The organism is Hydrocarboniphaga daqingensis (assembly GCF_900129825.1).
GTDB lineage: Bacteria > Pseudomonadota > Gammaproteobacteria > Nevskiales > Nevskiaceae > Hydrocarboniphaga > Hydrocarboniphaga daqingensis.
The window spans coordinates 212,568-227,369 of sequence record NZ_FQWZ01000003.1 but is presented as its reverse complement, the minus strand read 5'-3'; the positions used below and the strand labels follow the sequence as shown (position 1 = coordinate 227,369).

The window sequence follows — 14,802 nt, the reverse complement described above, 5'->3', positions numbered from 1 at the left end:
CCGCCCAAGCGAAGCCCAGACCCACGACTCGCCGCATGCCGGCCAAGGCTGACCCGGACAGCAGCGGCGGGCGCAGCGCGCTCGCTGACCCGATCGGACTCGGATCGCGTGATGGCTGTAACCTCTGGCGCCTTGACACGTGTCTAGCGGACCTTGATCATCCGGCCATGTCCGAAAGCACCAGCCGCCAGCAAGACGAGAAAGACCGTCGTCGAGACGAGATTCTCGATGCAGCAGAACGCGTGCTGCGCGAACAGGGCTTTGACGCCGCCAAGATGCAGGACATCGCCACGCGTGCGCGCGTGTCGCGTGCGCTGGTCTACCTCTACTTCAAGGACAAGGCCGAGCTGCATTTCGCCATCGGTCTGCGAGCGCTGGAGTTGCTGCGTGCGCGCTTTCAGCAGGCCCGTGCGCGGCACAAGACGGGGCTGGATCAACTCCGAGCCATTGGCCATGCCTATTTGGTGTTTGCACAGGAGTTTCCGGTCTATTTTCAGGCGATTTCGCGCTTTGAAGGCCATCAGGCGACACCTGACGAAGAAGGCGCCCAAAAGCGAATGATGATGGCGGGCCGACTCGTCCATGCCGAGCTGATCACCGCGCTAATGATCGGGCAGCAGGACGGCACCATCCGCAAGGACATCGACGCCCATATCCAGGTGGCAATCACCCTCTGGGGTTTCACCCACGGGGTGGCGCAGCTGTTGATGACCAAGGCAAGCGTTCTGGAATACGAAGGCATTTCGATGGTGGACTTCGTCAACGACGCAATGGAAATGGCCATCCGCGCGGTGCGCGCCTGATTTTTGTTGTCCGGAGATATACATGGGTCTAGTCAGTAGACACGCATTTAGTCATGCACCTTCTGCCGGCCGGCGGACGTCAGCATCAGTACCACTGGCCCTGCTGATGCTGCTGTTCGGCACGGCCGCCCATGCCGATCCACTGCTGGATCGCTACGTGACCGAAGCGCTCGCCAGCAACAGCGCGCTCCAGGCGCAGCACTTTGCAGTGGAGGCGGCGTTGCAGGGTCTGTCGGCGGCACGTGGAAAGCGCGGTCCGACGGTGACGCTCAATGCGCGTTACACCGCTGCTGAAGGTGGGCGCGTCATCGAACTGCCGACCGGTGATCTGGTGAATCCCGTCTATCAAACGCTGAACCAGCTGACGGCCGGGTCTGCCAACCCGACCGCTTTTCCGCAGATCGACAACACCGACATCGCCTTGGTGCGGCGGCGCGAGCAAGACACACGCCTGAGCTTTGCGGCACCGCTCTACGCGCCGGAGATTGATGCGGAAGTGCACCTGCGCGCCGCCCAGTTGGAAGGCAGTCAGGCCACGCGAGAGGCCTATGCCCGCGCGCTGGTTCGCGATGTAAAGACCGCCTATCTGCGCGCCGTGGCAGCCGATGCCGGCGTGCAGGTACTCGAAGCCAGCCGCGCCAGCCTTCAGGCCAATCTGCGAGTTGCCCAAGCACTGGTCGCTGCCGGCAAGGCCACTCGCGATCAAGGTCTGCGTGCGGAAGCCGAGCTGCTCGATATCGAGCAACGGCTCAACACCGCCCGCAATGAGGCCCGCGCGGCACGACGCTTCCTGAACCTGCTGCGCAACCAGGACGAAAACACCCCGGTGGACGTGCGGGTGGACACCACCGAACCGCTTGGCGATGGCAGCGCGCCTGCGTCATCCCGCCCGGAACTCCGACAGCTCGATGCCCAGATCGATGAGGCTGAAGGCGCCCGCAAGCTTGCCCGCGCGGCCTATCAGCCCGTGCTGGCCGTGGTGGCCGATGCCGGCATTCAGGGCGTGGAATACGGATCGGGCCGCGACCCCGACGTGGCGACCGTCTCGCTGGTGCTGAAGTGGACGCTGCTGGATTTCGGTACCCGCCGTGCCGCGGTCTCTCGCGCCGCCGCGCAAGCCAATCAGCTCAAGGCCCTGCGGCAGGATGTTCAGCGTCAGCTGGCGCTCGCACGCGCCAACGCGGCCGATCGCGTCCAGACCACAGCCGATAGCTTGAGCACGGCCGCTGCGCGCCGCGCCGCGGCCGAGGAGTCGCTGCGGATCGCCGAGCGCAAGCGCGATGCCGGCCAGCTCTCACAGGCTGAGTTCATCGATGCCGAGCGCAGCGCCACCGCTGCTCGTATGGGCCTGTTGCTCGCAGGTACCGAACAACGCATCGCCGCTGCCGAGCTGGAGTTCACCGAAGCCCGCTTTCCCTTGCCTGCCGTGCTTTCCGGAGTTTCCCCATGACCGTCCCTGCCAGCCCTCTGCTGTCAGTTCGTGCCTATCGCGCGCGCTCGTCTGGCCATCTGGCCGCCGTGTTGTTGCTGCTCTCTGCCTGCTCAAAACCCGATGCGCCGCTAGCGCCGCCGACACCGCGAATCGTGCAAGTGGCCACGGTAAGCGAAGGCCCTGCCGAGCCGCAGATCGTGGCGAGCGGTCTGGCGGCCAGCCGCGATGAGGTGCGCCTGTCGTTCAAGGTCGGCGGTGTGGTCGCCCGCATCGAGGTGCGCGAGGGTGATCTCGTCAAAAAAGGCCAAAGGCTGGCGAAGATCGACACCGCCGAAATCGACGCCCAGCTGCAACAAGCTCAGGCCGCCGCGACGAAAGCCGCCCGCGACCTCGACCGCGGCAAGTTGCTGTTCGCGCAGGATGTGGTTACCCAAGAGCAGCTGGATGATCTGGGCACGGCTGCCTCGGTTGCCCAGGCGCAACTCAATGCCGTGGCGTTCAACCGCGAATATGCCGAAATCATCGCGCCCGATGATGGCCGCGTGCTTCGCCGTCTGGTGGAGCCACTGGAGCTTGTGGCCGCTGGAACCCCGGTACTGATCGTGGGCAAGCAGCAGGGCGGCATGGTGCTGAAGGTCGCGCTGCCAGATCGTGATGCATTGCGGCTCAAGATCAACGATCCCGCCGAGATCGTGTTCGATGCCATCCCGTCGCAGCGGATCCCGGCACGCGTACGACAGCTGTCACAGGCGGCTGACGCGCGCACCGGAACCTACCAGGCCGAGCTCAGCCTGGATGCGACGGCACTGAACCGCCCCCTGCCCAGCGGCTTGATTGGCCGCGCCACCATCCGGCCTTCGGGCGCAGCGGGCGGCACCCTCACGCGAATGCCGTTGGCTGCACTGGTCGAAGGCGATCAGCACCAGGCCCGTGCGTATCGCTTTGATGCCACCACGAGCACCGTGCACGGCATTGAAGTCTCGGTGGCCTTCATCGAGGGCAGCGACGCTGCCCTGCAACAGCCGCTACCTGCCGGCACGCAGCTGGTCACCGATGGCGCGGCCTATCTGCACGACGGGGAGAAGGTCAGGCTCGTCGCTCGGGAGAACCACACGCCATGAATATCGCCGCGCTATCCGTTCGCAATGGCCCCTTCATGCTAGTGCTGTTCGGCCTGCTGATCGCGCTGGGCTTCAGCAGCCTGCAATCCATCCCGCGCTCCGAAGACCCGTACTTTCCGATTTCGGCATTCAGGATTGTCACGGTCTATCCCGGCGCCGATTCGCTGGTGATCGAGCGACAGATCAGCGAGCCGATCGAAGACGCGATCACGGAGCTGGATAACGTCAAAAAGCTCACCTCCACCTCGAGTGACAGCCTGTCCGTGGTGTTCGTGGAGTTCGATGCGACGGTCGACGTCGACAAGAAGTACGACGAGGTCTCGCGCGAGATCAACGCCCTGCGTCCGGATCTGCCCGACGGCGTTGTGCGGCAGGAGATCAACAAGATCAACCCCGGTCTGGTGCAGATCGTGCAGTTGGGCCTGGTCTCGGAAACCGCCAGTTATGCGCGTCTCGCTGACGAGGCGGAAGCCTTGCAGGACGAGCTGGAGCGTATCCCCGGCGTGCGGCAATCCGAGACCTGGGCCTATCCCAAGCGCGAGCTGCGGGTCGCACTCGACTACCAGCGAATGGCCGAACTGAAGCTGCGCGCAGGCGACGTGCTCGCCGCCGTCGCGGGCGAAAACACCAATGTGCCGGGCGGCGCCATCGAGAGCGGTCCGCGCCGCTACAACCTGCAAACCTCGGGCTCCTACACCGATCTCGACGAAGTAAGGGAGACCGTGGTGGGCGGCAGCCCAGGCCGGCTGATCCGCATCAAGGACATCGCCACCGTGAGCTGGGACTACGAGGCCCGGGAAGTGGAGGCGCGGCTCAACGGCCAGCGTGCGGTATGGGTCACCGCCAACCAGAAGGACGGCCAGAACATCGCCATCACCCAGGCCGCCATCGACGAGACGGTCGAGGCTTTCAAGGCTCGCCTGCCGAGCGACATCAAGCTGGTGCCCACGTTCAAGCAGTCCAAGAACGTGGAGGAGCGTCTGTCGCGCCTGACGACGGATCTCGCCATTGCGATCGCGCTGGTCGTCATCACACTGCTGCCGCTCGGACTGCGCGCCGCCGGCGTTGTGATGATCTCCATTCCGCTGTCGCTCGCCACCGGTCTGGCGGCGCTGCACTTTGCCGGCTTCTCGCTCAACCAGCTTTCGATTGCCGGTTTCGTGGTGGCGCTGGGTTTGCTGGTGGACGACAGCATCGTCGTCACCGAAAACATTGCGCGCTTCATGCGCGAGGGCCACAGCCGCATGCAGGCGGCGATTCTGGGCACCCGGCAGATTGCACTCGCGGTGCTGGGCTGCACGGCCACGCTGTTGTTTGCGTTTCTGCCCCTGCTGCTACTGCCCGGCAATTCTGGCAAGTACATCCGCTCGCTGCCGGTGGCCGTGGTGTTCACCGTCACCGCCTCACTGTTCATCTCGCTGACGATCATCCCCTACCTGGCATCACGGCTGCTGCCCAGACACGAGAAGGAGGAAGGCAACGCTGCGCTGCGCTTCACGATGTCGGCGATCCACACGATCTATGCCCCGTTGCTGAATCGGGCACTGGCTGCCCCCAAGCGGGTGATGCTGATCTCCGGGGTCGTCGTTGCTCTGAGCGTCATGCTCATTCCCTCGATCGGGTTCTCGCTGTTCCCCAAGGCGGAGACGCCACAGTTTCTGATTCAGGCACGGCTGCCCGTCGGCGCCAGCTTGCAGGAGTCCGACCGCGTCGTGCGCGCCATCGAGTCGGCCCTGGCGAGCGAGAAAGAGGTGGAGCACTTCATGGCGACCATCGGCCGTGGCAATCCACAGATCTACTACAACCTCTTCTCGCGCGAACCGGCCGCGCACTACGCCGAGGTCTTCGTGCAGCTATACCGCTACGACCCCGAAACCACCCCGGCACTCTATGCGCGGCTGCGCAGCCGCTTCGATGACATTGCGGGCGCGGAAGTGTTGCTGAAGGAGTTCGAGAACGGCCCGCCGATTGATGCGCCGATTGCGCTGCGCCTGGTCGGTCCTGACCTCACGGTGCTGCGCGATCTGGCCAACGAGCTCGAACGCCTCATGGCGTCCACTCCCGGCGCGCGCGATGTCATCAATCCGCTGCGACGCGGCAAGATCGATCTGCAACTGGCGCCCAACGTTGCGCAGGCTGGGTTGCTCGGCGTGCAGCCCGTGGAGCTGGACCAGAACATCCGGCTCGCCGTATCGGGCCTGGAGGCAGGCGACTTTCGCACCGCAGATGGCGACAACTACCCGGTGGTGCTGAGGGCCCCCATGCAGGGCCGCAGCACGCTCGAGGTACTGCAAGGCCTGCATGTGGCGTCAAGCACCGGCGAGCAGATCCCGCTGGCCCAACTCGCAGCCGTGGAGCTGGTGCAATCGCCGCCCAGTATTTCGCGCTACGGGCGCAGCCGCTCGGTCACGGTCACGGCCTATCCGCAGGCCGGCTTCAATACCGCAGCGGTGACCTCGGCCATCGTCAAGCGGCTGGAGCAGATGAATCTGCCGCCCGGCTACCGGTTCGAAATCGGTGGTGAGGCCGAGAGCCAAGCCGAGAGTCTGTCCGGCTTCGGTACGGCAATCTTGCTGACCGTGTTCGGCATCACTGCGGTACTGGTGCTGGAGTTCGGGAGCTTCAAATCCACGCTGATCGTGGCCACTGTTATTCCGCTGGGCATCACCGGCGGCCTGCTGGCCCTGTTTTTCACCGGCAACTCGATCTCGTTCACGGCCATGATCGGCTTCATCGCGCTGGTGGGCATCGAGATCAAGAACTCCATCCTGCTGGTGGATTTCACCAATCAGTTACGAGCGGAAGGCCTGCCTCTGGATGACGCCATCGCCAAGGCGGGCGAGGTGCGGTTTCTGCCGATCCTGCTGACGTCACTCACGGCCGTGGGCGGCCTGCTGCCGTTGGCCGTGCAGAACTCCGGCATCTACTCACCGCTGGCCTGGGTGATCATCGGCGGACTGACAAGCTCTACCCTGCTGGGTCGGTTGGTCACACCGGTGCTCTACAAGTTGCTGCCGCCGAACCAGACCGATGATCTGGATGCCGCTATCGAGACCCGGATGCCGACGTCGCTACGCTCCTGAGCCGGCGCTTGCATCGACGGTGAAAACCGTCGGGCTTGCGCCTGACGGCCCCGCCTACTCGACCGTCACACTCTTCGCCAGATTGCGCGGCTGATCGACGTCGGTGCCGCGCAATACGGCGACGTGGTACGCGAGCAGCTGCAGCGGGATCGTGTAGATCAGCGGGGACTGGATCGCTTCGATGTGTTCGGGCATCAGCAGCACTTCGACGCCATCTTCGGCCTGGAAGCCGGTGTCGGGGTCGGCGAAGACGAACAGCTTGCCGCCGCGGGCGCGGACTTCCTGCAGGTTGCTTTTGAGCTTTTCCAGCAGCGCATTGTTCGGCGCGACGGCGACGACCGGCATGTCGGCGTCCACCAGTGCGAGCGGGCCGTGCTTGAGCTCGCCGGCCGGATAGGCTTCGGCGTGGATGTACGAGATTTCTTTGAGCTTGAGCGCGCCTTCCAGCGCGACCGGATACGTCGGGCCGCGGCCGAGAAACAGCGCGTGGCGCTTGTCGGCAAACTGCTGCGCCCATTGCTTGATCTGCGGCTCGAGCTTGAGCGTGCGCTCGACCAACTCGGGCACGTGCGCGATCTGGCGCACGAACAGCGCTTCGGTGCTGGCGTCCATGCCGTTGTGCCGCGCCAGCACCAGGCCCAGCAAGCTCAACGCGGCCAGCTGCGTGGTGAAGGCCTTGGTCGAGGCCACGCCGATTTCGGGACCGGCGCGGGTCATCAGCGTCAGGTCGGCTTCGCGCACCAGTGAGGACTCGGGCACGTTGCAGATCGCGCAGGTGGCCAGGTAGCCAAGCTTGCGCGCTTCACGCAACGCGGCGAGCGTGTCAGCGGTTTCACCGGACTGCGATATCGCGACGAACAAGGTGTTCGGCGGCACGACGGGATCGCGATAGCGATACTCACTGGCGACTTCGACCGTACACGGCAGCTTGGCGCCCTGTTCGATGTAGTACCGCGCGATCAGGCCAGCGTGATAACTGGTGCCGCAGGCGACGATGTGCACGCTCTTGACGCGCGGCAGCAGCAGCTCGGCCTTGGGGCCGAGTGCGGCTTCGAGCACGCGCTTGCCGGTGATGCGTTCGGCCAGCGTGTCGGCGATCGCGCGCGGCTGCTCGAAGATTTCCTTGAGCATGTAGTGCGCGTAGTCGCCGCGTTCAACACTTTCGGCCGACAGGCTCGATTCGCGCAGCGGGCGCTCGGCAACCGCACCTTTGGCGTCGAAGATGCGGATGCCGCTTTCGCGGATCTCGGCGACGTCGCCTTCTTCAAGGAACTGAAAACGGCGCGTCACCGGCAGCAGTGCCTGCACGTCGCTGGCAACGTAGTTTTCGCCGTCGCCATGGCCGACGACGACCGGGCAGCCGGCACGCGCGGCGACGATGCGGTCGGGGTCCAGCGGCGACACGACGACGATCGCGTAGGCGCCGTGCAGGCGTTTGACGGCGGTCTGCACCGAGGCGAGCAGGTCGCCGCCGTTGAGCTTGAGCGTGTCGTTGATCAGGTGCGCGACGACTTCGGTGTCGGTTTCGCTGCTGAACAGATAGCCCTTGCCACGCAGTTCGGCACGCAGCTCGTCGTGGTTTTCGATGATGCCGTTGTGCACCAGCGCGACTTGGCCTTCGGAGAAGTGCGGGTGCGCGTTGCGTTCGCTGGGCACGCCGTGCGTCGCCCAGCGCGTGTGCGAGATACCGCGATGGCCGCTGATCGGCTGGGCGGCAATGTTGTCGGCCAGCTGCTGCACCTTGCCCTGGGCGCGCCGGCGGTCGAGCACGCCGTCGGCGGTGATCAACGCGACGCCGGCCGAATCGTAGCCCCGGTATTCGAGCCGGCGCAGGCCTTCGACCAGGATGGGAGTCACGTCGCGAGGCGCTACGGCGCCGACGATTCCGCACATATCAGAGCACCGGAGCGCGCCGCGCACGGTGGCGCGGGATCGAGGAAGACAGGGCGTGGTTCATGGCCGATTGTATCCGCTGGCGCCCATACCGGCCGCGCTGCAGCGGGCGGTGTTGCCTCAGCTTTTCTTTTTGCTGGGACGCTTCCAGTTGGCGATGGTCTTTTGGTCGCGCGCGCGGCATACGGCCAGCGCATCGGCCGGTACCTCGCGCGTGATCGTAGAGCCGGCCGCGATGAACGCACGCTCGCCAATGGTCACCGGTGCCACCAGCTGCGCGTCGGTGCCGATGAACGCGCCGTCGCCGATCACCGTCTGGTGCTTGTTGGCGCCGTCGTAGTTGCAGGTGATGACGCCGGCGCTGATGTTGACGTCGGCACCGACGGTGGCATCGCCGATGTACGCCAGATGACCGGCCTTGGTGCCGTGGCCGAGCGCACCCTTCTTTACTTCGACGAAGTTACCGATGTGCACCTCGTCGGCAAACGTGGAGTCGGGCCGCACGCGCGCAAACGGGCCGATGCGGCAGTCCGCACCGGCTGCGAGGCCTTCGAGCACGCAATGCGCCTGTACCACGCTGCCTCGGCCCAGACGCACGTCCTTGAGCAGCGTATAGGCGCCGACGCGCACGCCGTCGGCCAGCTCGACGCGGCCTTCGATGATGACGCCGACGTCGATGAACACGTCGCGGCCGGCGATCAGCTCGCCGCGCAGATCAAAGCGCGCCGGGTCGGCCAGTTGCACGCCGGCGCGCATCAGCCGCGTGGCCTGCCGCTGCTGATACAGCCGCTCGGCGCGCGCCAGTTGCACGCGGTCGTTGACGCCTTCGACTTCGTCCGGCTGCGGCGCGCTGACGGTGCGCACCAGCATGCCGTCGGCCACGGCCAGCGCGACGACATCCGTCAGGTAGTACTCGCGGTTGGCGTTGTCGTTGCGCACCTGCGCAATCCAGCGCTTCAGCGCGCCAGCCGGCGCGGCCAGCAAACCGGTGTTGATCTCGGTGATCGCGCGCTGGGCGTCGTTGGCGTCTTTGTGTTCGACGATGCCGGTCACCTGCCCTGCCGCATTACGCAGGATGCGGCCGTAGCCGCTTGGATCGGCCAGCGTCGCGGTGACCAGTGCCAGCGCGCCATCCGCCGCTTGCGCCAGTGCCTGCAGCAGGTCAGCACCGATCAGCGGCACGTCGCCATACAGAATCACAACGCGTGCGTCATCGGGCACGCCCGGCAGCGCTTGCTGGACCGCGTGTGCGGTGCCGAGCTGTTCGGCCTGCATCGCGATCGCCTGCGGTGTGGCGACGCCGGCATCGGGTCGCGCAAGCCAGGCTTGCACGGCATCCGCGCCGTGGCCGAGCACCAAGTGCGTGGGCGCGTCGAGCGCCGCTGCCGCACGCAGCACATGCGCCAGCATCGGCTGACCGCCGACGGTGTGCAGCACCTTGGGCAGGTCGCTGTGCATGCGCGTGCCGCGGCCGGCGGCAAGGATCAAGGCGTGGACGGCGGTCATGGCAGCGGTATCGGAAGTGGCAAGCGGCTGCGCAGTTTAGGCAATGGCGCACAAAGCGGCAGCCCAAGTCCGTGGCCTAACGAAAGCGGCCCTGCTGCACGAGCCGAAGCGCGTGCAGCAGGGCCGAGCCAGGCCGGTCAAACGCTCGCGGTCAGGACAGGCCTTGAGTCACCGACTTGCGGCCCGCCGATTCGGCACGCGACTCGATCGCCGACGGGTCGACGACCATGCGCCGGTTGGTGGCCGGCGCCGTGCGCTGCCAGTCCTTCAGCAGTACGAGGCAGGCGTGGTCGATGAAGCGCAGCCGGTCAACGTCCAGGTGCAGCGTGGCGCCTTCGGGCACCGCATCGAGCGCCTTGGCCAAGCGCGGCACGCTGAGGAACGTGGCCGAACCCTCCAAGCGAAGCTCCCACTGGTTGGGCTTATCGAGCTGACGCAGGTTGACGTGCAGCATCGCCGCGCGCAGCGCCAAGCGCAGGATCGACAACGCCATGCCGGCCAGCACACCGGTCAGCAGGTCGGTCGCCACAATCACCAGCGCCGTGGCCAGGAACACCAGCAGCGAGCCGCGACCGTAGGCGGCAAACTCCTTGATCTGCGACGGGTTGACCATCTTCACGCCCGTGAAGATCAGCACGCCGGCCAGGCCTGCGATCGGCGTCATCCGCAGCAGCCACGGCAGCAGCATCACGAAGCCGAGCATCCAGGTCCCGTGCAGGATCGTCGACGCACGCGTGGTCGCGCCGGCCTGAACGTTGGCCGCACTGCGCACGATCACGCCGGTCATCGGCAGCGCACCGAGGGCACCGCAGATCAGATTGCCGACGCCCTGAGCGCCCAGCTCGCGGTCGTACTTGGTGCGCGGACCGTCGTGCATGCGGTCGACCGCCGCGGCCGACAGCAGCGTCTCGGCACTGGCGATGAACGCGAACACGACCGCAGCAATCAGCAGCGTCGGGTCGAGCAGCAGGGCCAGCGCGCTGCCGTCGACCGGCTTGATCGCCGCCAGCAGGTCATGCGGCACGTCGATACGCTCCACGTCGAGCTGACCGAACTGCGCCGTCGCCGTCACCGCAACAACCGCCAGCAACGCACCCGGCACCAGCTTGAGCTTGGCCGGCTTGAGCTTCTCCCAGGCGTACATGATGGCAATCGTGCCCAGGCCGAGCAGGCCGGCCAGTGACCCGTCGCCATGCTTGACGGCCGCCCACAAGCGTCCCGGCAGCGCGGCAAAGTTCTGCAGGCCGGTCGACAGCGGCTTGGCGTCGAGCATCACATGTGACTGGGACGCGACGATCAGGATGCCGATGCCGGCCAGCATGCCGCTGACGACAGCCGGGCTGACCATGCGGAACCACACACCGAGGCGGCCGATGCCGGCAATCAGCTGCAGCAAGCCTGCAAGCGCGACGACCGGACCCAAGGCCACCAGGCCGTGGTCACGGATCAAGTCGAACACCAGCACCGCCAGGCCCGCGGCCGGCCCGCTGACCATCAGCGGCGAGCCGGCGATCGACCCGACGATGATGCCGCCGACGATGCCGGTGATCAGTCCGGTGACCGGCGGCGCGCCAGAGGCGATCGCGATGCCCATGCACAGCGGCAGCGCGACCAGGAACACCACCACCGACGGAAGTAGGTTGGCAACGAACTGACGACCCGGGGCCGCCGCCGGCTTGGCGGTGCTGATGGCGCTGTTCATGCTGCGTTTCCGAGGACACCGGACAGACGGGCCGGCGGCGTGGCGGTGGGCCAGGATTCGCCGTTTTCCAACACCTGCGACAGCGACACGAAGTGACCGCGCTGTGCGCAATACGCCTTGATGCCACCGTTCTCGATGTCGTACACCCAGCCGTGCAGCGTCAGGTTGCCACGGGCGAGACGCGCTGCCACCGACGGATGCGTGCGCAGGTGGTCAAGCTGGGCCACGACGTTTTCTTCGGTCAGCGACGCCAGCGTGTCGGCCGAGGCCTCGTGGCTGTAGTTGTTGTCGACCACATGCTTGGCCACATGCGCGTGGCGCAGCCAGGCGCTGACGGCCGGCAGCTTGTCGACGGATTCCGGCGTCATCGTCGCCTTCATCGCGCCACAATCGGTGTGGCCGCAAACGACCACGTTGGCGACGCCGAGCACGGCGACGGCGTATTCGATGGCCGCTGAAACACCACCCGTGAACTGCGCATAAGGCGGCACGATGTTGCCGACATTGCGGCAGACGAACACGTCACCCGGCTCGCTGGAGGTGAAGAATTCGGGCACCACGCGCGAATCGGCGCAGGTGATGATCATCGAGTGCGGCGTCTGCTTGGCAGACAGCTTCTCGAACAGTTCGCGCTTCTCCGGGAACGATTCGAGGCGGAAACGGTTGAAACCTTCAATGAGTCTTTGCATGGCGTGATAATCCAGATTTCTTGCGGAGGGACAACCGCCCGGGCCCTGAACGCGGCCGGGGTGATGTTCGATCAGACAGGAGAACGCCGCCGTGAATTGGCGACGCGGTCGCAGACGTCAGGCGACGGCTGGGGGGCGCAGCAGAGGTTTAAGGTGACGCGTGGGTACAACGCCGTGCCCCTTGCGGGCACGGGCACCGCTGCAATCGGCTTCGTAGGAGCCATGCAGCGCGTGTTTCAGTGCATCTTCGAGTTCAGCGGTGCTGGGCTCGGCTTGGTCTTGCGTGACATCTTGCCCAGCCAACGGCGCCCCATCGTTATCGGACGGTGCCACTTCTACAACGCTGTCCGATACAGCGGCAGCGCGTGAGGGCTCCGCCGACCAGGCGTACTGGTGTACCGCCGACAACCAACAAAACAACGCCACGCACAGCGGCCAGACGAGCTGGCGCCGCAAATCCGCGAACGTGTTGTGTGAAGCTGCCCTAGTGAACACGGTATCTCTTGTCGCCTCCCAGAATCCTGCAAGGCTTATATGTGATCCCTCAGAACAGCAAAGCCTGTTCCGGGTTCCATCATTTACGAGCTTACGTCTAAATCGGACGCGACAGAATACGCCGCCCAAATGACAAAAGGCGCCTGGAGGGCGCCCTTCATCACGACGATCGAGGCGTGACGCCTAGTGCGTCGGGCCCTTGAGCTTGCGCACAAACTCGAGCCGGGCAGCGGCTTCGACCATCTCCTGCTGGGCCTTGGCCAGATCGGTTTCGGTCTTGGCACCGGCCAGACGCGATTCAGCGTCCTGCTTGGCGCGCAAGGCCGACGCCTCATCGGCGTCCTTGGCGCGCAGCGCGGTGTCGGCGAGGACCGTCACCAGGTGCGGCTGCACTTCGAGGATGCCGCCGCTGACGAAGATCTGCAGCTCTTCGCCCGAGGGCGTCTTGACGCGCACGACGCCCGGCTTCAAGCGCGTAAGCAACGGCGAGTGGCGCGGCGCAATGCCAACTTCACCCATTTCGGCGGGGGCGAACACCATCACCGCCTCACCCTTGTGGATGTGACCTTCAGCGGAAACGATATCGACGTGAATCTGCGCCATGGCGGGTCCTATTGTGCTGACAGGTAGCGGGCGGCCTTAGGCCGCTGCCGCCATCTTGGCGCCCTTCTCGATGGCTTCGTCGATCGTGCCGACCATGTAGAACGCCTGCTCCGGCAGGTGGTCGTACTGGCCGTCGACGATGCCACGGAAGCCGCGGATCGTTTCCTTCAGGCTGACGTACTTGCCCGGCGAGCCGGTGAACACTTCAGCGACGTGGAACGGCTGCGACAGGAAGCGCTGGATCTTGCGCGCACGGGCAACGACGCGCTTGTCGTCTTCCGACAGTTCGTCCATGCCAAGGATCGCGATGATGTCCTTGAGTTCCTTGTAACGCTGCAACACGCCCTGCACGTCGCGGGCGGTGTTGTAGTGCTCGGCACCGACGACATCCGGGTCAAGCTGGCGGCTGGTGGAGTCGAGCGGGTCGACGGCCGGGTAGATACCCAGGCTGGCGATGTCACGCGACAGCACGACGGTGGCGTCCAAGTGAGCGAACGTGGTCGCCGGCGACGGGTCGGTCAAGTCGTCCGCCGGCACGTAGACGGCCTGGATCGACGTGATCGAGCCGGTCTTGGTCGACGTGATGCGCTCCTGCAGCACGCCCATTTCTTCGGCGAGCGTCGGCTGGTAACCCACCGCCGACGGCATACGACCGAGCAGCGCGGACACTTCGGTACCGGCCAGCGTGTAGCGATAAATGTTGTCGACGAAGAACAGCACGTCGCGACCTTCGTCACGGAAGTACTCGGCCATCGTCAGGCCGGACAGCGCCACGCGCAGACGGTTGCCAGGCGGCTCGTTCATCTGGCCGTACACCATGGCCACCTTGGACTCGCTCAGGTTCTCCTGAACGATGACCTTAGCATCCGACATTTCATGGTAGAAGTCGTTGCCTTCGCGGGTACGCTCACCGACGCCGGCGAACACCGACAGACCCGAGTGCGCCTTGGCGATGTTGTTGATCAGCTCGAGCATGTTCACGGTCTTGCCGACGCCGGCACCACCGAACAGGCCAACCTTGCCGCCCTTGGCGAACGGGCACAGCAAGTCGATGACCTTGATGCCGGTTTCGAGCAGTTCGGTCGAGCCGGACTGATCTTCGTAGCTCGGCGCTTCGCGGTGGATCGACCACTTCTCGTCGGTGACGACCGGGCCCACTTCATCGATCGGCTCGCCGAGCACGTTCATGATGCGGCCGAGCGTGCCCTTGCCCACCGGAACCGAGATCGGCTTGCCAGTGTTGGTGGCGATCAGGCCGCGCTTCAGGCCTTCGGACGAACCCAGCGCGATGCAGCGGACGACGCCGTCGCCAAGCTGCTGCTGGACTTCCAGCGTCAGGTCGGCGCCATCGACCGTCAGCGCGTCGTAAATGTTGGGGATGGCGTCACGCGGGAATTCCACGTCGACAACCGCGCCGATGATCTGAACAATCTTGCCGGTGCTCATCGCTCTATCTCTCTTTATCAGTACTTCGT

General features: G+C 65.4%; 10 protein-coding genes. 4 read left to right on the top strand and 6 right to left on the bottom strand.

All coding sequences use genetic code 11. The features are described from left to right. The first annotated feature begins 167 nt into the window (after nt 1–167). From BUB09_RS06985 to BUB09_RS06970, 4 genes are all read left to right on the top strand, one after another. Complete coding sequence (locus tag BUB09_RS06985) at nt 168–803, top strand: TetR/AcrR family transcriptional regulator (protein ID WP_072896050.1); 636 nt, start codon at nt 168–170, stop codon at nt 801–803. A gap of 106 nt (nt 804–909) precedes the next feature. After that, nucleotides 910–2,253: a TolC family protein gene (locus BUB09_RS06980; RefSeq protein WP_072896048.1), complete on the top strand. Its 1,344-nt coding sequence runs from the start codon at nt 910–912 to the stop codon at nt 2,251–2,253. Next, on the top strand, nt 2,250–3,356 hold the full coding sequence (locus tag BUB09_RS06975) for an efflux RND transporter periplasmic adaptor subunit (protein ID WP_072896045.1): 1,107 nt from the start codon (nt 2,250–2,252) through the stop codon (nt 3,354–3,356). Before BUB09_RS06980 ends, BUB09_RS06975 begins: the two co-directional genes overlap by 4 nt. Beyond that, nucleotides 3,353–6,439: an efflux RND transporter permease subunit gene (locus BUB09_RS06970; protein WP_072896043.1), complete on the top strand. Its 3,087-nt coding sequence runs from the start codon at nt 3,353–3,355 to the stop codon at nt 6,437–6,439. Before BUB09_RS06975 ends, BUB09_RS06970 begins: the two co-directional genes overlap by 4 nt. A gap of 54 nt (nt 6,440–6,493) precedes the next feature. Here BUB09_RS06970 and glmS read toward each other — a convergent pair whose 3' ends face one another. The 6 genes from glmS to atpD form a co-directional block, all read right to left on the bottom strand. Beyond that, on the bottom strand, nt 6,494–8,332 hold the full coding sequence (gene glmS / locus BUB09_RS06965) for a glutamine--fructose-6-phosphate transaminase (isomerizing) (RefSeq protein ID WP_072896041.1): 1,839 nt from the start codon (nt 8,330–8,332) through the stop codon (nt 6,494–6,496). 120 nt (nt 8,333–8,452) lie between these two features. Next, the gene (gene glmU / locus BUB09_RS06960; protein WP_072896038.1) at nt 8,453–9,838 is read right to left on the bottom strand and encodes a bifunctional UDP-N-acetylglucosamine diphosphorylase/glucosamine-1-phosphate N-acetyltransferase GlmU; all 1,386 of its coding nucleotides are present in this window, start codon (nt 9,836–9,838) and stop codon (nt 8,453–8,455) included. A gap of 151 nt (nt 9,839–9,989) precedes the next feature. After that, a complete protein-coding gene (locus BUB09_RS06955; RefSeq protein WP_072896035.1) occupies nt 9,990–11,540 on the bottom strand; it encodes a SulP family inorganic anion transporter in 1,551 nt (516 codons plus the stop codon). After that, nucleotides 11,537–12,229: a carbonic anhydrase gene (locus BUB09_RS06950; protein WP_084083226.1), complete on the bottom strand. Its 693-nt coding sequence runs from the start codon at nt 12,227–12,229 to the stop codon at nt 11,537–11,539. Before BUB09_RS06950 ends, BUB09_RS06955 begins: the two co-directional genes overlap by 4 nt. A gap of 678 nt (nt 12,230–12,907) precedes the next feature. Beyond that, nucleotides 12,908–13,327: a F0F1 ATP synthase subunit epsilon gene (locus BUB09_RS06940; protein WP_072896026.1), complete on the bottom strand. Its 420-nt coding sequence runs from the start codon at nt 13,325–13,327 to the stop codon at nt 12,908–12,910. A gap of 36 nt (nt 13,328–13,363) precedes the next feature. Next, on the bottom strand, nt 13,364–14,773 hold the full coding sequence (atpD, locus tag BUB09_RS06935; protein ID WP_072896023.1) for a F0F1 ATP synthase subunit beta: 1,410 nt from the start codon (nt 14,771–14,773) through the stop codon (nt 13,364–13,366). Nucleotides 14,774–14,802 lie beyond the last annotated feature (29 nt).